This window comes from Enhydrobacter aerosaccus (assembly GCF_900167455.1).
GTDB classification, from domain to species: Bacteria; Pseudomonadota; Alphaproteobacteria; order Reyranellales; family Reyranellaceae; genus Reyranella; species Reyranella aerosaccus.
In genome coordinates this window covers 35,959-60,856 of the sequence record NZ_FUWJ01000007.1, presented here as the reverse complement: position 1 = coordinate 60,856, position 24,898 = coordinate 35,959, and the positions used below count along the sequence as shown (strand labels likewise).

The window sequence follows — 24,898 nt, the reverse complement described above, 5'->3', positions numbered from 1 at the left end:
GCCGCTGCCAGGCGTGCCGCCTAAAAGCCAACATGCCCTACGCCTCGCTGCGCGACTTCATCGCGCGTCTCGAACAAACTGGCCGGTTGGTGCGGGTCAAAGCGCCCGTCTCGCCGCATCTCGAGATGACCGAGATCCAGACGCGGCTGCTGGCCGAGAAAGGTCCGGCCGTCCTGTTCGAGAACGTGGTTCGGACCGACGGGACGCGCTCCGACATTCCGGTGCTGGTCAACCTGTTCGGCACCGTCGAGCGCGTGGCCTGGGGCATGGATCGCGAACCGCACGAGCTGCGTGGCGTCGGCGAGACGCTGGCTTTCCTGCGCCAGCCCGAGCCGCCGGGCGGCTGGCGCGAGGCGCTGGAGATGCTGCCGATGGTGCGCACCGTTATGGCGATGAAGCCGAAGACGGTCGGCACTGCACCGTGCCAGGACATCGTGCTCACTGGCACCGACGTCGATCTCGGCCGTCTGCCGATCCAGACCTGCTGGCCGGGCGAGCCGGCACCGCTCATCACCTGGCCGCTGGTCGTGACGCAGGGACCCGATCCCAAGGGCGACCGGCAGGACAGCTTCAATCTCGGCATCTATCGGCTGCAGGTCACCGGCCGCAATACGACCCTGATGCGCTGGCTCAAGCATCGCGGCGGCGCCCAACATCACCAGCGCTGGAAGGGATCGGGCAAGCGCGAACCGCTGCCGGCCGCCGTCGTGATCGGTGCCGATCCCGGCACCATCCTCGCCGCCGTCACGCCGGTGCCGGACACGCTGTCGGAATATCAGTTCGCCGGGCTGCTGCGGGGCAGGAAGGTCGAGCTCGTCGATTGCCGGACCGTGCCACTCAAGGTGCCGGCCGAAGCCGAGATCGTGCTCGAGGGTCATGTCAGCCTCGACGACTATGGCGACGAAGGCCCCTACGGCGATCACACCGGCTACTACAACAGCGTCGAGCAATTCCCGGTGTTCACGATCAGCGCGATCACCATGCGCAAGAACCCGATCTATCTCTCGACCTTCACGGGCCGGCCGCCGGACGAACCGTCGGTGCTGGGAGAGGCGTTGAACGAGGTCTTCATCCCCCTCTTCCAGCAGCAGTTCCCCGAGATCGTCGATTTCTGGCTGCCGCCCGAAGGGTGCAGCTATCGCATCGCCGTGGTGTCGATGAAGAAGGCCTATGCCGGACACGCCAAGCGCGTGATGCTGGGCGTGTGGTCGTATCTGCGCCAGTTCATGTACACCAAGTGGGTGATCGTCGTGGATGCCGACATCGACGCCCGCAACTGGAAGGACGTCATGTGGGCGATCTCCACGCGGATGGATCCGGCGCGTGACATAACCGTGATCGAGAACACACCGATCGACTATCTCGACTTCGCTTCGCCCGTCTCGGGGCTCGGCTCCAAGATCGGCCTCGACGCCACCGACAAGTTCCCCGGCGAGACCAATCGCGAGTGGGGTCGGCAGATCCGCATGGATCAGGCAGTGATCGACAAGGTCGATGCGATGTGGAGCGAGCTGGGACTGCCCGGAAGCGGGAAAAAGATCTGGCGTTAGCGACACCACACACTGATGACGCCGTGAACACCAAGTCGGTCGGGCACAGCTGCGCTCCTCTGTACAACCCAGACGCGCGCTAAAATAATTCACTCCAACATTTCCGGTCGGGCGCCTATATCGGACGCCGTGACCAAGCCCCCCAACAAACTTCTCGAAGGACCGATCCTTCGTTCGCTGCTGACGCTCGCCGTGCCGATCGTGCTGACGAACGTGCTGCAATCGGCCTACCAGATCATCGACGCTTTCTGGGTCGGACGGCTGGGCGGCGCGGCGGTGGCCGCTGTTTCGGTCAGCTTCCCGGTCATGTTCCTGATGTTCGCGGTCGGAGCGGGCCTGTCGATCGCCGGCTCGACCCTGACCGCGCAGTATGTCGGCGCCCGCAACGACAAGATGGTCAGCCATGTCGCCGGCCAGACGCTGCTGATGGTGATCTCCGCGGCGATCGTGCTCGGCCTGATCGGCTATGCCGTCACGCCCTCGCTGCTGCGGCTCATGAACGTGGCGCCAGATGTCTATGCCGGCGCGCTCGGCTTCATGCGCGTCTCCTTCATCGGCCTCGCCTTCAACTTCGCCTTCTTCGTCTTCCAGGGCATCACGCGCAGCATCGGCAAGCCGTCGGTGCCGGTATTCATCGTGCTGGCCACGGTGTTCCTGAACTTCGCCATCAATCCGCTGATGATCTTCGGCTGGGGCCCGATCCCCGGACATGGCGTGATGGGCGCGGCGCTCACGACCTTGATCACGCAGGCGCTCGCCTCGATCGTCGGCGTCTTCCTGCTGCAGCGTGGCCTGCACGGCGTGCATGTGCGCGCGCACGACTTCATTCCGGATTTCCGGCACATAAAGCGCGCCTTCTTCCTCGGCCTGCCGGCGTCGCTCGACATGTCGGCGCGCGCGGTCGCCCTGATGATGATGACCTTCCTGGTCTCAAGCTTCGGCACGCTGGGCCTCGCGGCCTACGGCGTCGGCGGCAACATCCTGCAGGCCGTTGCCATCATTCCGGGCATCGGCCTGTCCATCGCGGTGGCCGCGCTGGCCGGACAGAATATCGGTGCCGGCAACATCAAGCGGGCCGAGCAGATCGGCCGGCTGGGCGCCTGGCTCGGCTTCTTCGCCCTGACAGGCTTCGGCATCGTCGTTTTCCTGCTCGCCTCCCCGATCGTCGCCTTCTTCGTGCCCAACGATGCCGCCGTGATCAGCGAAGGCGCGCACTTCCTGCGCATCAATGCGCTGAGCTGGGGCTTCTACGGCGCACAGTTCGCCCTGATCGGCGTGTTTCGCGCCGCCGGCAGCATGATGATCAGCATGATGCTGACGGTGGTCTCGCAGTGGGTGCTGCAATTCCCGCTCGCCTATGTGCTGTCGAAACACACCACGCTGGGCGTCGAGGGTGTCTACTGGTCGCTGCCGATCGCGACCGTGCTCACTTTCGCCGTCACCGTGATCGTCTTCGTTCGCGGCAGCTGGCGGCGCAAGAAGCTGCTGACGGAAGACGAGCGACTGACGAACAAGGTCACCGACGAGATACTGAGTGACGAGTCGCCGCGTTAGTCGCGGCGGTCAGATCTGTTCGAGCCGGGCACGCATTGGCGAGGTGCGCTCCGCCAGGCGCTAATGTAAAGTCGCTTAACATGAGTTGGAAACAGCGCGCCCGCGAGGGTGCGTACCATCACGGCAATCTGCGCGAAGCCCTGATCCAGGCGGCGCGCGAGCTGATCAAGGAGAAGGGGCCGGCTGGCTTCACCTTCGCCGACGCGGCGCGCTGGGCGGGCGTCAGTCCGGCAGCGCCTTATCGTCATTTCCGGGACCGCGAGGCGCTGCTGGCGGATGTCGCACGCGAAGGCTTCCAGCGCTTCGAGGCGATGCTGTCCACGGGCTGGGCGGGAGGCAAGCCCGATCCCGTCGCTGCCTTCAACAATGTCGGCCGCGCCTATCTCGCTTTCGCGCGCACCGAACCCGCCTACTACGCCGCCATGTTCGAGTCGGCTTTGCCTCCGGACCTCAATCCGGAACTGCGGGCCGCGGGCGATCGCGCCTTCGCCGTTCTTCGGACAGCCGCGGAGACGCTCGCCAATAGCCTGCCGCCGCAGGGTCGCCCGCCGGCGCTGATGATGGCGTTGCATCTCTGGTCGATGGCGCACGGCATTGCCTCGCTTTTCGGCCGCGGCGATGCCGGCCGTCGGACCTTGCCCATGACGGCCGACGAACTGCTGGAATCGGCCATGCTCATCTACCTGCAAGGGTTGGGCTTCCCGTCCACCCGCTGAAATCGCATCGCCGGCCCCTTGACTCGGGAGAGGTCCGAGCCCAATGTAAATGTCGTTAACATTTACATAGCTGTTAACCCCTGGAGGAGGCCAGCCCATGTATTACGGCCTGATGGAAAAACTGGACGAGATGCCCAAGGCGGCCTGGATCGCCCTCGTGGTGCTGGGCTTCATCGTTTTCTGGCCGGTTGGCCTCGCCCTGCTCATCTATCTGAAATGGAGTGGACGCATGTCTTGCTGGAAGCACGGCCGCTATGGCCGCTGGTACACGCCCGACGGTCGTGAAGCCCGCGAGGAGTTCCGCGCCTGGCGCCGCCGTCATCGCTGGGGCCGCGAGTCCAGTGGCAACGTCGCCTTCGACGAGTACCGCGAGGAGACGCTGCGCAAGCTCGACGAGGAACAGCGCGAGTTCCGCGACTATCTCGACAAGCTGCGGTCGGCCAAGGATCGCGCCGAGTTCGATCAGTTCATGGCCGAGCGCCGCAACCGTCCTCCCGCCGCGGAGCCGCCGCCGGCATCGCCTGCCGCCTGACGCACGCGTTCAGACATGCCGCCCGCGATGGGACCATCATCGCGGGCGGTTTTGTTTGGGCGTTTCAGTAATCGAGCTTCATCGGCAGGCTGTGCTCGAGCGCCTGCCTCGCGAGGTTGCGCATCACCGCAAAGGCATAGCGGGCGCGCAATTCAAGGGTCGCGTCGGCACCGGGCCGCCGTCGCTCCCAGGAGGACAGCTCCTCCTCGTCGACCTTCCAGGTTGCGCCGTTGAGATCCGCAAGCTGACTGGCCAGGGTGTTCACGGAGCCGACGACGATGCGACGGCCATCGACATCCTGACCTTCGAAGGTGAAGCGGAACGCGCAGGGAAGCCAGAGTTCGACATTGCGAACGAGATGCGAATAGCGAGACCGGAATCCCTCGGCATTCGAGCGGATGAGTGCCGGATCGTTGTCCCATTCCTCGGGAAGGGCCGACGGAAGGGACATCAACGGATGTTCGGCATAGGCCGCCCAGAGAACCAGCGACCCGAAGCCGTCCCAGCCCGGGCGGCCGGTGAAGTACGGCGCCCGTGCCGCTTCATTCCACTCGAGCGGCTCGTCGATATTGTCGCCCAGCGACCGCGCCAGCACGGTACGCCACTCCAGGACGCGCAGCCGGATACGATCGGACTCGCCGATTTGATCGGGCGCTCGCCGCGCCGGGTTCTGGTTTTGACGCTCCCCCCGCTCGCGAGCGGCTTTTTCAGCGACGTTTTCCCACTCTCCCGCGTAGTAGCGCGTCAACGATCCGACATAGACGTCCAAAGCCATAGACGAGGGGTTCCCCTTCCCGTTACCGCGCCCCGAATCTGCCACCTCAAGTTGATCTATACTCCATCTCATCCCGTGAAAAGAATCGTATGCAAATATCTGGAAGTCGTAAACGCATCTCACGGCGATATGATGCGGGCATGTCGCACCGTCCCGCCGCACTGACGCGCCGCCGCTCCATCAGTCTGCTCGCCGCCCTCGCCTCGTCGTCCGCGACCTGGCGACAGGCGGCAGCCCAAGCGGAAATGTGGGCCATGGCGACCGAGTACCCGGCCTCGACCGTGTCCGGCGAAGGCATCGCCTTCTTCGCCGACAGGCTCGCCGAGGCGAGCCATGGTCGGCTCGGGATCGCGCCGTCCTATGACGCCGCCCTCAAGCTCAAATCCTCCGAGATCGTCGCCGCCATACGCGATGGGCGACTGGCCGCCGGCTGCGCGTTCGGCGGCACGCTGGGCGGGATCGATCCGCTGTTCCTGCTGTCCTCTCTGCCCTTCGTCACGACGACGGAAGCCGAGGCGCGTGCGCTGCTCGATCGTGCGCGACCGCTCTATACCGACCACTTCGACCGCCAGAGCCAGCATCTGCTTTACGCCACGCCGTGGCCCCCCAGCGGGCTGTGGGCCCGCAAGCGCATCGTGACGCCGGCCGATCTCGCCGGTCTCAGGCTGCGCGTCTACGACGCCACCGGCGTTACCGTGTTCGCCGCAGCGGGTGCCCGCCCGGTCAACCTGTCCTTCGCCGAAGCCGCGCCCCGTCTTGCGGATGGATCCATCGACGCCATCCTGTCTTCCGGCGACGGCGGCGCCGGTCGAAAACTGTGGGAGCATCTGCCCTATTTCACCGAGATCGGCTACGCCATGCCCCTCTCCTTCGCCACGGTTGGGCAATCCCGGTACGATCAGCTGTCGCCAGATCTGCGCGCCGCCGTCGATGCGGCGGCGGCGGCGACGCAAATCGAGCAATGGCATCGCCTCGACAAGCGCGTCGAGGAGAACCTCGCGCGGCTGCGCGCCAACAATGTCACCATCACGTCGCCGGAAAAGATCACGCCGGCGCTGCGCACGCTGCTCGCCCAGGCCGCATCCGGTGCCATTGCCGACTGGAAGAAGCAGGCCGGTCCGGACGCGGCGAAGCTTCTGTGAGCTCGCGTGAAAGCGCGCAGACAGGCGTCCGCTGTGGCTGCTGATCAGGTCGTCTTGGTCGCTCCCGACTTCAGCATGGCGTCGATCTCGGCAGCGCCATAGCCCGCCTCGCGCAGCACCTCGACGCTGTGCTCGCCGAGCCGCGGCTGCAGGCGAGTGATTTCCGGCTTGGTCTTGCTGAAGCGAGGCGGGATATCGGGCATGCGGAGCTTGCCTTCGCTCGGATGGTCGACTTCCTTCCAGAAGCCTGTGGCCTGCAACTGCGGATCGACGAACAGATCGTCCAGCGTGTTCACCGGACCGTGCGGCACGTTCGAGTTCTTGAGCAGGTCGACCCATTCGGCGTTGGTGCGCGTGGCGCAGATCTCAGCCAGCGTGCCGTAATAGGCCTCGACGTTCTTGAGTCGGTTGGCGAGCGACGTGAAGCGTGCATCCCGGGCAAGGTCGTCGCGGCCGATCAGGGTGCAGAACTCCTTCCAGTGGCCGTCGGTATAGGGCAGCAGCGCGAAGTAGCCATCCTTCGAGGGGTAAGGCCGGCGCTCCTTGTTCAGGACGCGCTTGTAGCCCGCGGTTTCCAGCGCCGGACGGAAGCTTTCGCCGTAGAGATGCTCGACCATCACGAACGAGACCAGCGTCTCGTACATCGGCACCTCGACCGCCTGGCCGTGGCCGGTACGCTCGCGCGCGAACAGGGCAGCGAGGACCGCTGAGACGACGCCGTTGGAGCTTGTCTTGTCGGCAACGATGGTCGGCAGAAAGCGCGGCTGGCCCGCCACCACCGTCTGCAGCGAAGCGAGTCCGGAACCCGCCTGGATGATGTCGTCGTAGGCGGCCTTCGGCCCCAGCGGTCCCGCCGAGCGATAGCCATAGGTCGCGACATAGACGAGGCGCGGATTGATCCTCTCGAACGCCTCGTATTCCACGCCCAGCCGCTTGGCAGGCTCGGGCCGATAGTTGTGCATCAGGACATCGGCGGTCTCGGCGAGCTTGAACAAGGCGGCGCGGCCCGCCTCCTGCTTGAGGTCGAGCACGATCGAGCGCTTCGATCGGTTGCAGCCGAGATAGAAGGCGGCCATGCCGGGATGACGAGCGGGCCCAAGCTGCCGTGTCGTGTCGCCCTCCGGCGGTTCGATCTTGATCACGTCGGCGCCGAGATCGCCCAGCTGCTGTGCGGCCCAAGGCCCAAGCACGACGGTCGTGCAGTCGAGAATGCGGACTCCGGCCAGCGGCCCTGCCATCACCTTTCCCCCTTATCCATTTCTCGGCGGCATCTAACCATGACCGCCGCGGCGGCGGAACAACCGGCCGCCGTTTGCGAAATTGCCCCCGGCGGCCACAACCTTCTCACAGCCTTCGTACGGTCGAGAACGTTACCTGTTGCAGCTCACTCTGGAGGTGACGATGAGTCCGAGAACGACGAAGTGGCAGTCGACCGTGCGCCGCACGACAGCGACCCTGGTTGCCGGCTTCGGCGTGCTGACGGTGGCGACCGCAGCCCAAGCCCACGACGAGAAGTACTGGAAAAGAAACGGCCCCCCGTTCGTGCCGCCGGGGCATGTCTACTACACACCTCCCGTGTACTACGCGCCGCCCGTGGTCTACGCCGCGCCGCGTCCCGTGGTCGTCTATCCGCCCCCCATGGTCTATGAGGCGCCGCCCGCCTATTACGGTCCGCCGCCGGGCCTGAACCTGAACTTCAACGTGCCGCTGCGGTGACCCATGCCGGCACGCGAAGCAAATGTGGCGGGATCGGTTCGCTCTTTCCGTCACAATGCCCAAATCGGCGGGAGATTAAATCGCGCGACGCTGCGTATCCCTTTACGTCACTGGAGGTGATCCATGCGTATCGTGACCAAGCAGCGCCTGAAGAAACTCTCCATCGCCGCCGTTCTGTTCGGATCCGTCGTCGTTGCCTTCGCCGGCGGGGCGCAAGCCGACGATCCCTGGGACCACGATCGCGGATGGGACCGCCATCGTGAGCATGAATGGCGTGAGCATGAATGGCGTGAACACGAGTGGCGCGAGCACCATGCCTACTATGCGCCGCGCTACGTCGAGCAGCGCCCGGTCTATGTCGCGCCACCGCCGGTGGTCTATGCGCCGCCGGCTTATGCAGCACCGATGCCGTCAAGCCTGAACCTGAACTTCAACATCCCTCTGCAATAAGACGTCGATCGGTCTCTCTCCTCGAAACCCGCCGGAGCCCCCTCCTCCGGCGGGTTGACTCCTGGCCGCGAGGCACTAAAGTGCCCGCATGCTGCGACTGCTGACGCTTCGACTTATTGGCTGATCCGCCGCCCCGACCCAGGTGACTGGCAAGGGGCCCTGCGGGTCGCACTGTCGTTCGTCCCTTCCTTCCACCAGTCGCCGCCACCCTTCTTCCATCGCAGTGTTCGTTCAGAGCCTTTTGGCCGTGCGCGGCGCGAGGAGTCTTTCGATGTCACCCCAGAAACCCATGATGCCGATCGCGGCCGAAAAGTACGTTCCGTTCAAACCGATCGACCTCAAGGATCGACGATGGCCGAACGCCGTCATCACCAAGCCGCCGATTTGGTGCGCGGTCGATCTGCGCGACGGCAACCAGGCCCTGATCGAGCCGATGGATTCCGACCGCAAGACGCGGATGTTCAAGCTCCTCTGCCAGATGGGCTTCAAGGAGATCGAGGTCGGCTTTCCCGCAGCGTCGGAGACCGATTTCGACTTCGTCCGCGAGCTGATCGACAACAAGATGATCCCGGACGATGTCACCATCCAGGTGCTGACGCAGAGCCGGCCGGAACTGATCGAGCGCACCTTCGAGGCCTGCCGCGGCGCCAAGCGCGTCATCGTCCATCTCTACAACTCGACCTCGACGCTGCAGCGCCGCGTCGTGTTCGGCCTCGACTACAGCGGCATCATCGACATCGCCGTGGCCGGTGCCAAGCTGGTCAAGCAGCTGGCCGACGCCAATCCCGGCACCGAGTGGGTGTACGAATATTCGCCCGAGAGCTTCACCGGCACCGAGCTCGAATTCGCGCGCGACATCTGCGCCGCGGTCGCTGAGGTGTACAAGCCGACGCCGCAGAAGAAGATGATCTTCAACCTGCCGGCGACGGTCGAGATGGCCTCGGCCAACGTCTATGCCGACCAGATCGAATGGTGCCACCGCAACTTCAAGTACCGCGACTCCTTCATCCTCAGCCTGCATCCGCACAACGACCGCGGCACCGGCGTGGCGGCGGCCGAGCTCGGCTACATGGCCGGCGCGGACCGCATCGAGGGCTGCCTGTTCGGCAACGGCGAACGCACAGGCAATGTCGACCTGGTCACGCTCGGCCTCAACATGTTCACGCAGGGCATTGACCCGGCGATCGACTACTCGAACATCAACGAGATCCGTCAGACGGTCGAGTACTGCAATCAGCTGCCGGTCCATCCGCGCCATCCTTACGGTGGCGATCTCGTCTTCACCGCCTTCTCGGGCTCGCACCAGGACGCCATCAACAAGGGCTTCAAGGCGCTGCAGGCATCCAACAGCAAGGTCTGGGAGGTGCCTTACCTGCCGATCGATCCGGCTGACCTCGGGCGTTCCTACGAGGCGATCATCCGCATCAACAGCCAATCCGGCAAAGGCGGCATCGCCTATATCCTGAAGACCGACTACGGCATCGACATGCCGCGCCTTCTCCAGGTCGAGTTCTCCAAGGTGATCCAGCAGATCACCGATGAGACGGGCAAGGAGATCCAGCCGGCCATGATCTGGGACACGTTCCGCCGCGAATATCTCGAGAACAGGTCGCCGATCGACTTCGTCAGCCACACGACCGTGCCCGAACCCGGCCATCCCGATCTCCGGCTGATCGACGCCAAGGTCAAGATGAACGGCAAGGAACGGTCGGTCAGCGGTCACGGCAACGGTCCGATCGCCGGCTATGTCGAGGCGCTGGCCAAGGATTGCGGCATCAGGATCAAGGTGCGCGACTATCACCAGCATGCAACCGGCGCCGGCGAGGATGCACAGGCTGTGAGCTACATCGAGGCGGAGACTGGCGATGGCCGCGTCCTCTGGGGCGTGGGCATGGACTCCAACATCGTGACAGCGTCACTGAAAGCGGTGACATCTGCCGCCAATCGATCGGTCGGCGCCAGATAGTCATACCGGTGTTACCCCCGAGCACTCTAATGTCGTGCGTGCAGGGCAACCTGCACGCACGATAACGTTCGGGGGATGTATGTCTCGTTTCAGCTTCAAGGCGCCCATCGCCATTCTGCTCATCGGCATGGTCGCCGGCGCGTCCATTGCCATCGCGGCGCAGCCGCACATGGTCAATGCGCTCAACTCCCTGCAGGCGGCACGCGCCGAGCTGGAGCGCGCCACGGCGAACAAGGGCGGCCATCGCGACCGCGCCATCTCGCTCGTCGACCAGGCGATCAAAGAGACCCGCGAGGGCATGGCCTTCGCCGACTGACCGGATGATCCGGCGCGCCCTCTGCCGCTCGACGGCAGAGGGGATTCGCGCGTAAGAAGGGGCATGGCGACAGCGAAGAAAAGATCCCCTTCCTCCAAGAAGAGTCCGGCCAGTGCGCCGGACGCCAACCTCCTCGCCGACCTCATGAAGTGGGCGACCACGGCTGGCGCCGACGCCGCCGACGCGCTCTACGTCAATGGCGAGTCGATCTCGGTCGCGCAGCGCCTCGGCAAGCGCGAGAAGCTCGAAAGCAGCGAAGGCCGCGATCTCGGACTGCGCGTCTTCGTTGGCAAGCGCCAGGCCTTCGTCTCCTCCACCGACTTCTCGCCGGCGGCCTTGAAGATTTTGGCCGAACGCGCGGTCGACATGGCCCGCGCCGTGCCGGAAGACCCGGTCTGCGGCATCGCGCCCGAGGAACTGCTGGCGCACGACTGGCCCGACCTCGATCTCGACGACAAGCGCCGCCCGCCCTCGCCCAAGACCCTGCTGACGCTCTGCGCGGAGGCCGAGGACTCCGCCCGGTCGGTGAAGGGCGTCACCAATTCCGAGGGCGCCGAAGCCGGGTGGGGCCGCACCTCCGTCATGCTCGCGGCCAGCAACGGCTTCTCGGGCGGCTATCGTCGCAGCGGCTACTCCCTGTCCTGCTCCGTTCTGGCCGGCGAAGGGACCGGCATGGAGCGCGACTATGAATGGACCAGCGCTGTCCACTTCGAGGATCTGATGCCGGCGGCCAAGGTCGGCCGCAATGCCGGCAAGTTCGTGGTCGCGCGCCTCAATCCGAAGAAAGCCGCGAATGCGCGGCTGCCCGTGGTCTACGACCGCCGCGTCTCGGGCGGCCTGATCGGCCATCTTGCCGGCGCCATCAACGGCCGCTCCATCGCCCGCGGCACGTCCTTCCTCAAGGACAAGATGGGCCAGCAGATCTTCGCCAAAGGCATTCGCATTCTCGACAATCCGCATCGCAAGCGCGGCCTCGGCAGCCGCCCGTTCGATGCCGAGGGCCTGCCGACCAAGCGCTACGCCGTGATCGACGACGGCGTGCTGACGACGTGGCTGCTCGATCTCGCCGCCGCGCGCCAGCTCAACCTGAAGCCGACCGGCCATGCCTCGCGCGGCACCTCAGGACCGCCCGGCCCCACGACATCCAACTTCTACCTCGAGAAGGGCGAACTCTCGGTCGACGAGCTGATCGGCGATATCAAGAGCGGGCTGTACATCACCGACCTGATCGGCTTCGGGGTGAACGGCGTGACCGGCGACTACAGCCGAGGTGCATCCGGCTTCTGGATCGAGAACGGCGAACGCGCCTGGCCGGTGAGCGGGATCACCGTGGCCGGCAACCTCAAGGACATGTTCCTCAACCTGACGGCCGCGAACGATCTGCGATTCAAGGGAGCCACCAATGCGCCAACGGTGCGAATCGAGGGCATGACCATCGCCGGCTCGTGATAAAGTCGGTCCATGGTTCCCCTCCACAAGATCACGCTCCTGGCCGCAACGACGGCACTCCTGTCGGCTCCCGCCTTCGCGCAGAGCGAGTTCCGCGACTGCCTGCAGGCCATCAAGACCGAAGCCGTGCGACAGGGCGTGCCGGCCGCGGTCGCCGATCAGGCGTTCCAGAATCTGACACCCGACCAGAAGGTGCTCGACCTCGATTCGCGTCAGCCCGAGTTCACGCTCACCTACGGCCGCTACATCGGCAACGCCGTCACGCCGGACCGCGTCGCCAAGGGACAGCAGAAGCTTGCGCAATATCGTTCGCTGCTCGATTCGCTGCAGCGCGAGTATGGTGTGCCGCCGCAGTACCTCATTGCCTTCTGGGGCATGGAAACCAATTACGGCACCTTTCTTGGCGACTTCTCCGTGGTGCGCTCCGTCGCGACCCTGGCCTGCATGACCAAGCGCATCGCCTTCTTCACCAACGAGACGGTGCAGGCGCTTCGCATCCTTGCCACCAACGGCATGACCAGCTCGCAGCTGCGCGGCTCATGGGCGGGTGCGATGGGCAACATGCAGTTCATGCCCTCGACCTTCATGAAGTACGCGGTCGACCGGGACGGCAACGGCCGCATCGATCTCTGGAACAGCATGCCCGACGCCTTCGCCTCGGCCGCGAACTTCCTGCGCGGCATCGGCTTCCGGCCCGGCCTGCCGTCGAGCGACGAGGTATTCCTGCCGCAGAACTTTCCGCTCGAGCAGGCCGACATGTCGGTCGAGAAGCCGGTCAAGGCGTGGGCGGCCATGGGTGTCCGGCGCGCCGGCGGCGCGGCGCTGCCAGCGTCGGACGATCCATCGTCCATCATCCTGCCGGCGGGTTGGCGTGGGCCCGCCTTCATCCTCTACCCGAACTTCAAGGCGGTGATGAACTGGAACCGCTCGACGCTCTATGCGCTGGCGGTCGGCATCCTCGCCCGCCAGATCGCCGGCGGTCCAGGGGTCATGCAAGCGCCGCCCGACGACGATCAGCCGCTGTCGCGCGAAACGGTGATCGAAATGCAGACCCGCCTCGCCCGCCTCGGCTTCTATAGCGACGAGCCCGATGGACTGCTCGGCCCCAAGACGCGCTCGGCCGTGCGCATGTTCCAGAAGCAGGTCGGCCTGCCCGCCGACGGCCATCCGACGCCGGAGCTCGTGCAACGCCTGATGCAGGCGGTGCGATAGGCGCGGACAGCGGGAGCTGCCGGAATTGCGATAAAGCGGCTAGGCCGGCTGCAGCAATCGGACCGCCCCCGGGGCCAGTCCGATGGACACCGGCAATGTCAGGGCATCGTCGCCGTCGATCTGTACCGGCTGCCGACGGTGTTCGCCGGCATCGCTCAGAACCGAGATCGTCACCTTGTTGCCCGTGACGACGCGATATCCGCCCGTGCGCGGCAGGCGTCCCAGCAGCAGGGCCAGGCCGAAGCGCAGCGTCTGCAGCCGTCCCCACCGCTCGAACAGACAGACATGCAGCAGCGGCTCGCCCAGGGTGGCGTCGGGAGCGACGACATAGGGCCCGGCATAGTGGCGACTGCGGGTCACGATCACCGAGGCCGCCTCGTAGCGCTTGCCGTCGACCTCGACCGCGTAGCGGACGGGCCGATAGCGACGGGCCTCGATGAGTGAACGCCAGACATAGGCAGCCCGCCCCAAACGGCGCTTGAGCGGCGCGCTCACGCCGGCAACCACCTTGGCGTCGAAGCCCGCCCCGGCCATCAGGGAGAAACAGCGCGGGGTAGCCGTTCCATCGACCGGGCCACAGCTTGCTTCACCCGGCCGTACCAGCAGGGCATGGCCGGAGACGATGGTCTGGGCGATGGCTGCGGCCTTGAATTCCAGCCCCAGCTCATGCGCCAGCACATTGGCGGTGCCGAGCGGCACGATGGCCAGCGCCGGTCCGTCGGCGCGATGGGCCAGGCCGTTCACCACCTCGTTGATGGTGCCGTCGCCTCCGGCGACCGCGATGACGGCATAGCGGCTGGCATCGCAACTCTCTGCCAATCGCCGCGCATCGCCGGCACCCTCGGTATCCACAAGGTCGACCCGCCAGCCGGCGGCGCGCACGCGGCGCACCACGGCTTCGAGCAAACCACGGCGTCGCCGCCCGGCAATCGGATTGCGGATCAAAAGAACCGCTTTGGGAGGGGTGAATGTCATCAAAGCGTCACAACCGATTAACAGCCACGAAACGGCTCCCATACACAATCCGCTGCGGGTCGTGCAATCGCGCACGACAGATTTTGTGTCGGTGGAGCTTTATCCACATCACCCTTGCCCCATGACCGTGCCGCTATGACCGTGATCGAGCGTCCCCCTTCTCTCCGACATCGCGCCATCTTCCTGTCGGACATCCATCTTGGCACCCGCGGTTGCCAGGCGGAGATGCTGCTCGACTTTCTGAAGAAGAACGAGAGCGAATATCTCTACCTGGTCGGCGACATCGTGGATGGATGGCGGTTGAAGCGCTGGTGGTACTGGCCGCAGGCGCACAATGACGTGGTGCAGAAGGTGCTGCGCAAGGCACGCAAAGGCACCAACGTCATCTACATTCCCGGCAACCACGACGAGGCGGCGCGGCAATACTGCCAGCTCACCTTCGGGGACGTGCGGGTCGAGGAAGAGGCGATCCACACGACGCCCGACGGGCGCAAGCTCCTGGTGATCCACGGCGACCAGTTCGACGGCATCATCCGCTACGCCCGCTGGCTCGCCATCCTGGGTGACTGGGCCTACAACACCGCGCTCCGCATCAACACCGCCTTCAACTGGTGCCGCCGCAAGCTCGGCCTGCCCTACTGGTCGCTCTCGGCGTACCTGAAACACAAGGTCAAGAACGCGGTGCAGTTCATCGCCGATTACGAGAAGGCGGTGGCCGGCGAAGCGCGCCGGCGCGGTGTCCACGGCGTCGTCTGCGGCCACATCCACCATGCCGAGATCCGCACCATCGACGGCATCCTCTACTGCAACGACGGCGACTGGGTGGAGAGCTGCACGGCGCTGGTCGAGGACTTCGACGGTCGCATGCGCATTGTCCACTGGGCCCAGGAGACGACCCGGAGACGCGCGGCACTGCCTCGGCTGACTGCTCCCACCCACGTGGCAGCGGAGTAGACCCGGTTGCGCATCGCCATTGTTTCCGACGCCTGGCGCCCGCAGATCAACGGCGTGGTACGGACGATCGAAACCATCGTCCGCCTGCTGCAGGCCGAAGGTCACGAGGTCGAGGTCTTCGGCCCCGATCGTTTCCGCACCCTGCCCTGCCCAACCTATCCCGAGATCCGGCTGTCGCTGTTTCCGACGGCGCGGCTCGCGCACATGCTCAAGCTGTTTGCGCCTGATGCCATCCATCTGGTGACCGAGGGACCCTTGGGCTGGGCGGCGCGCAACTTCTGCCTCAAGCGCGATATCCCCTTCACCACCGCCTATCACACGCGCTTTCCCGAATATGTCCATGCGCGCATCCGCACGCCGCTGTCCTGGAGCTACGCGCTGATGCGTCGCTTCCATGCGCCATCGGCGGGCGTGATGGTCGTGGCGCAATCGATCCGCGAAGACCTTGCGGCCCGCGGCTTCCGGAATCTCGTTCCGTGGTCTCGCGGCGTGGATATCACCGCCTTCAAGCCGTGCCCGCATGAGGATGTCGGCGACAAGCGGCCGATCTGGCTCTATGCGGGCCGCATCGCGATCGAGAAGAACATCAAGGCGTTCCTCGACCTCGACCTGCCGGGCACCAAATGGGTCGTTGGTGGTGGCCCGCAGTATCGTGAGCTGAAGCGCCGATACAAGGACGCCCGCTTCTTCGGCTCGGTCGATACCGAAGAGCTTTCCTACCGCTACGCCCAGGCCGACTGCTTCGTCTTCCCTAGCCGCACCGACACTTTCGGCCTCGTCATGGTCGAGGCGCTGGCGTCCGGCGTGCCGGTCGCCGCCTATCCCGTGCCCGGTCCGCTCGATGTCGTGACGACCTCCAAGGTGGGCGCGCTCAACGAAGATCTGCGCGCCGCCTGCCTGGCGGCAGTGGGTTGCGATTCGGCGGACTGTCGTACCCATGCCGAAACCTTCACCTGGGCCCAGTGCGCCCGCCAGTTCCGGGACGCCTTGCACCAGATCCCGCGCGGCGTGTGGCAGCCGCTGAAGCGCCGCGTGGTGCCCAATGCGGCCTCCTAGGGCGGCCGCGAAGGTACTGTCCCGTTAAACAAACGGAAAAATAACGGTTACCGCTCGGCAACCAAGAGAATGACGCCGCCCGGGAATCGGCACATCGAACCGGGCTATCCTTCTCGAAGACAGGCATCGTGCCACAATAATCCCGATCGTGCTCCCGAGGTGATTCCGGTCACCAACGGTGCGAACGCACGGGTTGACGCCCGAGGGCGGCCGCCTATGTCGAATGTGAAAGCAGAGGAGATCTGCGATGGCCGCTCTCAACCACATCATCATCCCTGCGCGAGACAAGGACAGATCGGCCGAGTTCCTGGCCGACATTCTCGGCGCGAAGGCCGAGCCGCAATGGGGTCCGTTCCGGCCGGTGCGGACAAGCAATGGCGTCACGCTCGATTTCGTGACTTCGACCGATGTCCGCACCCAGCATTACGCCTTCCTCGTCGATGATGCCGAGTTCGATGCGGCTTTCGAGCGGCTGAAGCAGGCCGGCGTCGTCTACTACGCCGATCACGACAAGAGCGGGCGCGGCGAGATCAATCACTATTGGGGCGGACGCGGATTTTATTTCGAAGATCCGAACGGCCACTGGCTCGAACTGCTGACCAGGCCGTACGGCAGCTTGAAGTAGCGCGTCCGCTTCTGCTCCGACGCGTGCGACGGGCAGACCGAGCAACAGGCGCGGTGACGAGTAGCCGCGATCACCCCGTCGGCGGTTCACCCGCCTTGATCCAGGCCTGGTAGGCCGCCTTGGTCTCGTCGTTGGGCGGATAAGTGCCGGCGATCGGCCTGCCCTGACCGACGCGAATGGCCACGAACTTCTCCAGCCGCTCCTGTTCGAAGGAATCGCGGGCGACCTCATCGGCAATGTGGCGCGGGACCACGATTGCACCGTCCTCGTCGGCCACGATGATGTCGCCGGGATATACGGGAACACCGCAGACGCCGACGGGAATCTGGACCTCGACCGGATGCAGACTATTCATGCTGGGAGGCGCGGCGGCCGCAGCGCAATAGACCGGAAAATCCATCTTGCCGATCACCGGCGTGTCGCGCATGGCGCCATCCGACAGGACGCCGGCCACGCCACGCACCTTGAGCCGCAGGGCCAGGATGTCACCCAGCGTACCGGCGCGTATATTGCCCTCGGTGCCGATCACCAGCACATGTCCCGCCGGTGTCTCCTCGATCGCCGTACGCTGCGCGTTCGGCGGATCGGCCGGCGTCGGCGGCTTGTCGAGATCCTCGCGCCCCGGCACGTAGCGCAGGGTATAGGCCGGCCCGACGAGACGCGTCGCCTTGGGGTTCAAAGGTCTGACGCCGTTCACCGCAGAATTGCGAAAGCCGCGCTTCAGCATCTGCATCGACACGGTTGCAGTGCTGGCATACAGGAAATTCCTGACGGTCTCTGGCGACAGCGGCGCAGTGCTGGACACGGCTTTTCCTCCTTTTGTTTCCATTGTCGTCCTCAAGGCATCCCACTGGATGCCTTTGCGGTGAGGCAAGGGTCACTCACCCGCTTCCAGCTGACAACTTCTTCCTGGATAGCGCGGGTTACAGCAGTGAGCCCTGATTTCCGTTGTTGCCGCCGTCGCGCTTGCGTGGGGGGACCGATGCGGCCCGCGGCGCCGTACTCAGCCCATCGGTAACGCGGGCGCCGATGCGACCATCGGCAAATTCGATGCTCAGCGTATCGCCTGAACGCGTTCCCGATGCCGCCAGCACCGGATGGCCGTCCTGGTTGCGCACGAGTGCAAAGCCGCGATTGAGCACGGAATGGAAGGAGTAGCTCTCCAACAACTTGCCCAGCTGATCGACCTTGTCGCCGCAGCGTACCAGCATCTCGGCCGTACAGCGGCGCACGCGGTCGGTGAACTGTTCCAGCCGCTCCGCGGTGCGTTCGATCTTCTGGCGGGTATCGCCCGCATAACGGCGCATCGCCCCTTCGAGCACGCGACCCTCGGCGACCAACGCCTGTTCCTTGGCGTTGATGACGGCGAGCGGACTGGCCAGGCGCGCCGCAGCGAGCTGGTGATCGCGGCGCTCGACCAGCCGGTGCATGGCAAGCGCGAGTCGTTCGCCGCAGACATCGAGCCGCTGTTGTCGCTCCTCGATCAGCCGCAGCGGATCGCCCAAGCCTCGCGCCAGGCCGGAAAGCGCGACGTTCGCCTCGCGCAGTGCTCGATTCATGCAGGCGATCGTGCGTTTGCCGAAATCGAGCGTCTGGGTCAGCAAGTCGGCCCGGACCGGCACGGCCATCTCGGCCGCCGCGGTCGGAGTCGGCGCGCGGCGATCTGAAGCGAAGTCGATCAGCGTGGTATCGGTCTCGTGGCCGACCGCCGAAATCAGTGGGATCGTCGAAGCAGCGGCCGCCCGCACCACGATTTCTTCGTTGAAGGCCCAGAGGTCCTCGAGGCTGCCGCCACCGCGGGCGACGATCAGGATGTCCGGCCTCGGCACCGGTCCTTCCAGCGGCAGCTTGTTGAAGCCCGCGATCGCTGCCGCGACCTCGCCAGCCGCCTTGTCGCCTTGCACCGCCACCGGCCAGACGAGGACATGACGCGGAAAGCGGTCGGACAGGCGATGCAGGATGTCGCGAATCACCGCGCCCGACGGCGATGTGACGACACCGACGACCTCGGGCAGGAAGGGCAGCGCGCGCTTGCGCTCGGCATCGAACAGCCCCTCCGCCGCAAGTTTCCGGCGCCGATCCTCCAGCAGCTTGAGCAGGGCGCCTTCGCCGGCGAGCTCGATCCGATCGATGATGATCTGGTAGCGCGAGGAGCCGGCATAGGTGGTGATCTTGCCGGTGGCGATCACTTCCATGCCCTCCTCGATCTTGATGCCAAGGCGCGGCAGCGTGCCCTTCCAGCACACGCCATCGAGCACGGCGTTCTCGTCCTTCAGCCGGAAATAGCAGTGGCCGGAACGGGGGAACGATGGCTGGCTGATCTCGCCGCGCACGCGCACGCGCGGAAAGGCACCCTCGAGCTGACGCTTGAGCGCGAACGAGAGTTCGGAGACGGAGAATTCCGGGACGTTGCTCAGACCCGTGGTTTCCGGGGCGGTCGCTTCCATCGGTCGACGCTACACCCGGGCATCGATGCAGGCGAGCGGACCCTTCCAGGCCAGCAGACGTGCATCCGAGGTGGCCAGCGACGCGCCGAGGCGCAGCGCGGTCGCCACGATCAATCGATCCGTCGGATCGAAATGAAGATCCTGTAACTCGCTTGCGGTGACGCCAATCGTGCCGTCGACCGGAACTTCGCGGACGCCAAGACGCAGCACCTGTGCCCTCCAGTCACTGAGCGGTATCGCCAGGCCGAACTTTCCTTCCCGAATCCTGAGTCCCAGCTCCCAGAACGAGATCGCGGACACATGGGCGACGCCGCCGATCACCGCCTGGTCGATCAGACGGGCCGCACGACTGCCCAGCGCCTTGTCGCCCTCGAGGGCCCAGACCAGGACGTTGGTGTCGAGAACCACGCTCATGCCTTGGGCGGCTCCCCGCTCTCGCTCGGCGCGTCGAGATCGCCCATGTGGATGACGGAGCCCTTCAGGGCGCCAACGATCGTTTTCGGCCGCTCCACGAACGGCACGATCTCGGCGACCGGCTTGCCGTTCTTGGTCACGATGACCCGTTCATGCGTGGACGCGACCTCGTCCAGCACGCCCAAAAACTTCGCTTTGCACTCCGACGCTTTCATGGTTTTTGTCATGGTGGCATCCGCGATGTGACCATGGTCATGACCTATAGTCATATCGCCAGAAAAGCAAGCTTTCTCAAAGGACTAGTTGCACATGCGGATATTGGTGGTGGGCGGCGGCGGTCGAGAACATGCGCTGTGCTGGGCCATATCCGCATCGCCCTTGTGCACGAAGCTCTTTTGCGCTCCGGGCAATGCCGGAATCGCGCAGCTCGCCGAATGCGTCAATGTGGCGGCCGAGGATGTGGCGGGCCAGGTGGCGCTCGCCCAGCGCGAGAAGATAGACTTCGTCGTTGTCGGTCCCGAGGGTCCGCTGGTGAAAGGACTCGCCGATCGGCTGGCCGAGGTGGGCATCAAGGTCTTCGGCCCGTCCGGGAAGGCGGCGCAGCTCGAAGGCTCCAAGGGCTTCACCAAGGAGCTCTGCCGTCGCCACAACATTCCGACAGCAGCCTACGAGCGCTTCACGGACGCCGCGCAGGCCGAAGCCTATATCCGCGCGCAGGGGGCGCCGATCGTCGTGAAGGCGGATGGACTTGCGGCCGGCAAGGGCGTCGTGGTGGCCGAGACCGTTGCGCAGGCAATCGAGGCCGCGCGCGACATGCTGTCGGGCAACCGCCTGGGCGCAGCAGGCGCGTCGGTGGTGATCGAGGAATTCATGGACGGCGAGGAAGCGAGCCTGTTCGCTCTGTGCGACGGCGAGCATGCCTTGGCCCTGGCCGGCGCCCAGGATCACAAGCGCGTCTTCGATGGCGACAAGGGCCCGAACACCGGCGGCATGGGCGCCTACTCGCCAGCGCCGGTGCTCGATGCGGCGATGGTGGAGCGGGCGATGCGCGAGATCGTGCTGCCCACCGTGCGCGGCATGAAGGCCGAAGGCATTCCCTACAAGGGTGTCCTCTATGCCGGGCTGATGATCGGGCCGAAGGGACCGCGCCTGGTCGAGTACAATTGCCGCTTCGGCGATCCCGAGACCCAGGTCCTGATGCTGCGGCTCAAGTCCGATATCGTGCCGGCCCTGATGGCCTGTGCCGATGGCAGCCTGGTTCATTTCGATCTGCGCTGGGCGGAGGAGACGGCCTTGACCGTGGTCATGGCGGCGCAAGGCTATCCCGATGCCTATGAGAAAGGCAGCCCGATCCGCAATCTCGAGGCCGCAGGCAAGGTCGAGGGCGTACAGATCTTCCATGCCGGCACGACGTTCGGCGCGGACGGCAAGACGATCCTGGCCAATGGTGGCCGCGTCCTCAACATCACCGCAATGGCCCCCACCGTCGAGGAAGCCCGCACGCGCGCCTATCGCGCCGTCGACCTGATCGACTGGCCGCAGGGCTTCTGCCGCCGCGATATCGCATGGCGGGCAGTCAGCCGGCGGTCGTGACACCCGAGTGCAGCCGAGGCTAGGTTCACTACATGCCCGATTCTCCCGACCTGTCGCAGCGCCTTCTCGCCCAGCTGCGCTTCCCCTGCGGCGACGTCCCTGAACCCGGCGACATCAAGAATGTCGCGCCCGGCATCTATTGGCTGCGCATGCCGCTGCCCTTCCAGCTCAACCACATCAACCTGTGGCTGATCGAGGAGAAGGATGGCTGGACGCTCGTCGATACCGGCATCAACTCGCAGGCCACGCGCGACCTGTGGGAGAAGATTTTTGCCGGCAAGCTCGGCGGCAAGCCGCTGACGCGCGTCGTCGGCACGCATCTCCATCCCGATCACATCGGCCTCGCCGGCTGGCTGTGCGAGCGCTGGAACGCGCCGTTGTTCATGACCCTCGGCGAGTACATGAGCGCGATCGCCGCGCGCAACGATTTCATCGACGCCGAGGAGGTCCGCGCCGCACACCTGCTGCGCAATGGCGTGCCGGCCGAGAAGATCCCGTTGTTCCATCGTCACAAGGGCGGTTACGCCAAGGGCGTGGTGCCGCTTCCCACTGCCTTCCAGCGACTGATCCATGCCCATCCGATCACGCTCGGCGGCCACCGCTGGGACGTCATCGTCGGCCGCGGCCATGCTCCCGAACACGCGTCACTCTGGTGCCCCGAACTCAACGTCCTGATCGCCGGCGACCAGGTGCTGCCCAAGATCAGCACCAATGTCGGCGTGTGGCCGAACGAACCGCTGGCCGACGCGCTGACCTGGTTCCTCGACGGCTTCTCCCGGTTCCGCCGCTTGCCGGCGGATGCGCTGGTCCTGCCGAGCCACGGCTTCCCCTTCGTCGGCCTGCATACCCGCCTTGACCAGCTCGTGGCACATCACGACGCGCGCATGACCGACATGACCAACGCCATCGCGCGCCTCGGATCCCAAGGGGCGACGGGTTGGGACATGGTACCGGTGCTGTTCCCGCGCCATCTCGACAACAACCAGATCGTCTTCGCCTTCGGTGAAACGCTGGCGCACCTGCATTGCCTCGAGACGCGGGCACGGGTGACGCGGACCGTGATCGACGGCGTGCATCGCTTCGTCGCCCTGCTCGATCCCAATGTCCAGCCGCCGATCGACGACTCCGACTCCGACGTGATGGATATCGGACCGACCTGATCCATTTACCGTCGTGCCTGCGGATGGCGGGAGATCGGCTTCGACACGGAAGCTCGATTGGCTCGTGACGTCCCTGCGAGGCGCGCCACCGTCTCCCCCTGAGGGAGCAGGAAGACTTTGATGCGTGTTGATCTCTTCGATTTCGAGCTGCCGGACGACCTGATCGCCCAGCGGCCTGTCTCCCCCCGCGATTCGGCGCGGCTGCTGGATGTCGCGCCGGACGGGCTGCATGACTGCACGGTGCGCGAGCTTCCCGCGCTGCTGCGGCGCGGCGACCTGTTGGTGTTCAACGACACCAAGGTCATTCCCGCCCGGCTCAAGGGAGTGCGGCCAGGCGGTGCCGGCAGGCAGGACGTCGCGGTCGAGGCGCTGCTGATCCGCGATCTCGGCAGCGCCCACTGGCTTTGTTTCGGACGTCCGGTCAAACGTCTGAAGCGGGGCGACGTCATCGCCTTTGCCGGCGGCATCGGCGCAAAGGTCGAGACCCTCAATGCCGACGGCTCCATCGTTCTCGTCTTCGACCGCAGCGGTCACGATTTTCTCACCGCCTTGGAGAGCAGCGGTGCCGTACCTCTGCCGCCCTACATTCGGGGCGGCGTCGCCGACGCGCACGACCGCACCGATTATCAAACGCTGTTTGCGAGAGTGGATGGTTCCGTTGCTGCTCCTACCGCTGGGCTTCATTTCACCCCCGCCCTCATGGCGGCACTCGCCGAAGCCGGCATCGGCGCCACCAACGTGACGCTGCATGTCGGCGCCGGCACTTTCCAGCCGGTGCGAGTCGAGGATACCGACCAGCACAAGATGCATGCGGAATGGGGAGAGGTGCCGGAGTCGACGGCGCAGGCGATCGGACGCACCCGTCAGGCCGGCGGACGCGTGGTCTCGATCGGCACGACGGCGCTACGCCTGCTCGAGACGGTGGCGCGTGATCAGGAGGGAGCGATCAGGGCCTGGAGCGGCGAGACCGATATCTTCATCACGCCGGGCTTCCGCTTCCGCGCCGTCGACCTGCTGCTGACCAATTTCCATCTGCCGCGTTCGACGCTGTTCATGCTGGTCGCAGCCTTCGCCGGGCTGGAGCGCATCAAGGCGGCCTACGCGCATGCCATTGCGCATCGATATCGCTTCTATTCCTACGGCGATTGTTGTCTGTTGCATCGATGAGTCTTTCGTTCGAACTCCTGGCCACGGACGGCCTGGCAAGGCGCGGCCGCATTGCAACAGCGCATGGTACGGTCGAGACGCCCGCCTTCATGCCGGTCGGCACAGCCGGCACCGTAAAGGCGATGATGCCGCAATCCGTCGCCGAGACCGGGGCGGAGATCGTGCTCGGGAACACCTATCACCTGATGCTGCGCCCGGGTGCGGAGCGCGTGGCGGCGCTGGGCGGCCTGCACAAGTTCATGAACTGGCCGCGCGCGATCCTCACCGATTCCGGCGGCTTCCAGGTCATGTCGCTCAAGGAGCTGCGCAAGATCGATCGCGACGGCGTCACCTTCCGCTCGCCGATCGACGGCATCCAGCATCGGCTGACGCCGGAACGGTCCATCCAGATCCAGCATCTGCTCGACGCCGACATCACCATGTCGTTCGACGAGTGCACGCCTTGGCCCGTCGAGAAGGAGGACGCGGCCCGATCGATGCGCCTGTCGATGGACTGGGCCGGACGCGGCAAGCACGCCTTCGTCGACCGGCCCGGCTACGGGCTGTTCGGGATCGTGCAAGGCAGCACGTTCCCCGATCTGCGCGAGGAGAGCGCCAAAGCCCTCACCGCGATCGGTTTCGACGGCTACGCCGTCGGTGGCCTCGCCGTCGGCGAGGGCCAGGAGCTGATGTTCCAGACGCTCGAGACGACCGTGCCGCTGCTGCCGGCCGATCGGCCGCGCTACCTGATGGGCGTCGGCCGGCCGTCCGATATTGTCGGCGCTGTACGGCGCGGCATCGATATGTTCGATTGCGTCATGCCGACCCGCGCAGGACGTACGGCGCAAGCCTTCACCCGCCGCGGCGAGCTCAATCTGCGCAATGCCCGGCATCGCGACGATCCGCGCCCGATCGACGAGCGTTGCGGCTGTCCGGCCTGCCGACATCACAGCCGCGCCTATCTTCATCATCTGATCCGCAGCGAGGAGATACTCGGCCCCATGCTCCTCACCTGGCACAATCTCCACTACTATCAGGACATCATGCGCGGCCTGCGAGCGGCGATCGAAACCCAGTCATTTGGCCACTGGATCGCCGCATTCGAGCAGGAACAGGGCCGAGGAGATCTACCACCACTTTGAAGGAGAGA

25 protein-coding genes are annotated in these 24,898 nt (G+C 65.4%); 18 read left to right on the top strand and 7 right to left on the bottom strand.

Annotation, left to right across the window (positions count from 1 at the left end; genetic code table 11):
- The first annotated feature begins 32 nt into the window (after positions 1-32).
- The 4 genes from B5D62_RS21840 (at position 33) to B5D62_RS21825 (ending at position 4,352) form a co-directional block, all read left to right on the top strand.
- Positions 33-1,550, top strand: coding sequence for a UbiD family decarboxylase (locus B5D62_RS21840; protein WP_085936075.1), 1,518 nt, complete (start codon positions 33-35; stop codon positions 1,548-1,550).
- A 129-nt stretch (positions 1,551-1,679) separates the two neighbouring features.
- On the top strand, positions 1,680-3,104 hold the full coding sequence (locus B5D62_RS21835) for an MATE family efflux transporter (protein WP_085936074.1): 1,425 nt from the start codon (positions 1,680-1,682) through the stop codon (positions 3,102-3,104).
- A gap of 80 nt (positions 3,105-3,184) precedes the next feature.
- A complete protein-coding gene (locus B5D62_RS21830) occupies positions 3,185-3,820 on the top strand; it encodes a TetR/AcrR family transcriptional regulator (protein WP_085936073.1) in 636 nt (211 codons plus the stop codon).
- 97 nt (positions 3,821-3,917) lie between these two features.
- Positions 3,918-4,352 carry a DUF2852 domain-containing protein gene (locus B5D62_RS21825; protein ID WP_085936072.1) on the top strand — a complete coding sequence of 145 codons (435 nt, stop codon included), beginning with the start codon at positions 3,918-3,920 and terminating at the stop codon, positions 4,350-4,352.
- Between the two features lie 64 nt (positions 4,353-4,416).
- Here the strand turns inward: B5D62_RS21825 and B5D62_RS21820 are convergent, their stop codons facing one another.
- Entirely contained in the window at positions 4,417-5,127 is a 711-nt protein-coding gene (locus B5D62_RS21820; RefSeq protein ID WP_085936071.1) for a hypothetical protein, read from the bottom strand.
- A 140-nt stretch (positions 5,128-5,267) separates the two neighbouring features.
- On the opposite strand from B5D62_RS21820, the gene B5D62_RS21815 reads away from it, so the two are divergent.
- On the top strand, positions 5,268-6,269 hold the full coding sequence (locus B5D62_RS21815) for a TRAP transporter substrate-binding protein (protein WP_085936070.1): 1,002 nt from the start codon (positions 5,268-5,270) through the stop codon (positions 6,267-6,269).
- Positions 6,270-6,313: 44 nt separating this feature from the next.
- On the opposite strand, the gene B5D62_RS21810 is transcribed toward B5D62_RS21815, so the two are convergent.
- Positions 6,314-7,507 (bottom strand): CaiB/BaiF CoA transferase family protein, encoded by a 1,194-nt coding sequence (locus B5D62_RS21810; RefSeq protein WP_085936069.1) that lies wholly within the window; start codon positions 7,505-7,507, stop codon positions 6,314-6,316.
- A 163-nt stretch (positions 7,508-7,670) separates the two neighbouring features.
- Here B5D62_RS21810 and B5D62_RS21805 point away from each other — a divergent pair, with 163 nt between their 5' ends.
- The 6 genes from B5D62_RS21805 (at position 7,671) to B5D62_RS21780 (ending at position 13,378) form a co-directional block, all read left to right on the top strand.
- Complete coding sequence (locus tag B5D62_RS21805) at positions 7,671-7,985, top strand: hypothetical protein (RefSeq protein ID WP_139374016.1); 315 nt, start codon at positions 7,671-7,673, stop codon at positions 7,983-7,985.
- Positions 7,986-8,108: 123 nt separating this feature from the next.
- A complete protein-coding gene (locus tag B5D62_RS21800; RefSeq protein WP_085936068.1) occupies positions 8,109-8,435 on the top strand; it encodes a hypothetical protein in 327 nt (108 codons plus the stop codon).
- Positions 8,436-8,706: 271 nt separating this feature from the next.
- On the top strand, positions 8,707-10,401 hold the full coding sequence (gene leuA / locus B5D62_RS21795) for a 2-isopropylmalate synthase (protein ID WP_231714892.1): 1,695 nt from the start codon (positions 8,707-8,709) through the stop codon (positions 10,399-10,401).
- 79 nt (positions 10,402-10,480) lie between these two features.
- The gene (locus B5D62_RS21790) at positions 10,481-10,717 is read left to right on the top strand and encodes a hypothetical protein (protein ID WP_085936066.1); all 237 of its coding nucleotides are present in this window, start codon (positions 10,481-10,483) and stop codon (positions 10,715-10,717) included.
- Positions 10,718-10,780: 63 nt separating this feature from the next.
- A complete protein-coding gene (locus B5D62_RS21785; protein ID WP_085936065.1) occupies positions 10,781-12,166 on the top strand; it encodes a TldD/PmbA family protein in 1,386 nt (461 codons plus the stop codon).
- A 12-nt stretch (positions 12,167-12,178) separates the two neighbouring features.
- Complete coding sequence (locus B5D62_RS21780) at positions 12,179-13,378, top strand: lytic murein transglycosylase (RefSeq protein WP_085936064.1); 1,200 nt, start codon at positions 12,179-12,181, stop codon at positions 13,376-13,378.
- Between the two features lie 39 nt (positions 13,379-13,417).
- Here B5D62_RS21780 and B5D62_RS21775 read toward each other — a convergent pair whose 3' ends face one another.
- Positions 13,418-14,353, bottom strand: coding sequence for a diacylglycerol/lipid kinase family protein (locus B5D62_RS21775; protein ID WP_170921065.1), 936 nt, complete (start codon positions 14,351-14,353; stop codon positions 13,418-13,420).
- A 135-nt stretch (positions 14,354-14,488) separates the two neighbouring features.
- Here B5D62_RS21775 and B5D62_RS21770 point away from each other — a divergent pair, with 135 nt between their 5' ends.
- The 3 genes from B5D62_RS21770 (at position 14,489) to B5D62_RS21760 (ending at position 16,988) form a co-directional block, all read left to right on the top strand.
- On the top strand, positions 14,489-15,307 hold the full coding sequence (locus B5D62_RS21770) for a UDP-2,3-diacylglucosamine diphosphatase (protein WP_085936062.1): 819 nt from the start codon (positions 14,489-14,491) through the stop codon (positions 15,305-15,307).
- Positions 15,308-15,313: 6 nt separating this feature from the next.
- Positions 15,314-16,363: a glycosyltransferase family 4 protein gene (locus B5D62_RS21765; RefSeq protein WP_085936061.1), complete on the top strand. Its 1,050-nt coding sequence runs from the start codon at positions 15,314-15,316 to the stop codon at positions 16,361-16,363.
- A 247-nt stretch (positions 16,364-16,610) separates the two neighbouring features.
- On the top strand, positions 16,611-16,988 hold the full coding sequence (locus B5D62_RS21760; RefSeq protein WP_085936060.1) for a VOC family protein: 378 nt from the start codon (positions 16,611-16,613) through the stop codon (positions 16,986-16,988).
- 70 nt (positions 16,989-17,058) lie between these two features.
- Here the strand turns inward: B5D62_RS21760 and B5D62_RS21755 are convergent, their stop codons facing one another.
- The 4 genes from B5D62_RS21755 to B5D62_RS21740 form a co-directional block, all read right to left on the bottom strand.
- A complete protein-coding gene (locus B5D62_RS21755) occupies positions 17,059-17,793 on the bottom strand; it encodes a ribonuclease activity regulator RraA (RefSeq protein ID WP_218191203.1) in 735 nt (244 codons plus the stop codon).
- A 118-nt stretch (positions 17,794-17,911) separates the two neighbouring features.
- Positions 17,912-19,435: an exodeoxyribonuclease VII large subunit gene (gene xseA, locus B5D62_RS21750; RefSeq protein WP_085936058.1), complete on the bottom strand. Its 1,524-nt coding sequence runs from the start codon at positions 19,433-19,435 to the stop codon at positions 17,912-17,914.
- A 9-nt stretch (positions 19,436-19,444) separates the two neighbouring features.
- The gene (locus B5D62_RS21745) at positions 19,445-19,849 is read right to left on the bottom strand and encodes a type II toxin-antitoxin system VapC family toxin (protein ID WP_085936057.1); all 405 of its coding nucleotides are present in this window, start codon (positions 19,847-19,849) and stop codon (positions 19,445-19,447) included.
- Positions 19,846-20,076: a type II toxin-antitoxin system Phd/YefM family antitoxin gene (locus B5D62_RS21740; RefSeq protein ID WP_085936056.1), complete on the bottom strand. Its 231-nt coding sequence runs from the start codon at positions 20,074-20,076 to the stop codon at positions 19,846-19,848. Before B5D62_RS21740 ends, B5D62_RS21745 begins: the two co-directional genes overlap by 4 nt.
- A gap of 82 nt (positions 20,077-20,158) precedes the next feature.
- On the opposite strand from B5D62_RS21740, the gene purD reads away from it, so the two are divergent.
- The 4 genes from purD (at position 20,159) to tgt (ending at position 24,890) form a co-directional block, all read left to right on the top strand.
- Positions 20,159-21,442 carry a phosphoribosylamine--glycine ligase gene (gene purD / locus B5D62_RS21735; protein WP_085936055.1) on the top strand — a complete coding sequence of 428 codons (1,284 nt, stop codon included), beginning with the start codon at positions 20,159-20,161 and terminating at the stop codon, positions 21,440-21,442.
- Positions 21,443-21,474: 32 nt separating this feature from the next.
- Positions 21,475-22,602, top strand: coding sequence for an MBL fold metallo-hydrolase (locus tag B5D62_RS21730; protein ID WP_085936054.1), 1,128 nt, complete (start codon positions 21,475-21,477; stop codon positions 22,600-22,602).
- Between the two features lie 120 nt (positions 22,603-22,722).
- Entirely contained in the window at positions 22,723-23,769 is a 1,047-nt protein-coding gene (queA, locus tag B5D62_RS21725) for a tRNA preQ1(34) S-adenosylmethionine ribosyltransferase-isomerase QueA (protein ID WP_085936053.1), read from the top strand.
- A complete protein-coding gene (gene tgt / locus B5D62_RS21720) occupies positions 23,766-24,890 on the top strand; it encodes a tRNA guanosine(34) transglycosylase Tgt (protein WP_085936052.1) in 1,125 nt (374 codons plus the stop codon). The genes queA and tgt overlap by 4 nt, the downstream gene beginning before the upstream one ends.
- The last annotated feature ends 8 nt before the right edge of the window (positions 24,891-24,898 follow it).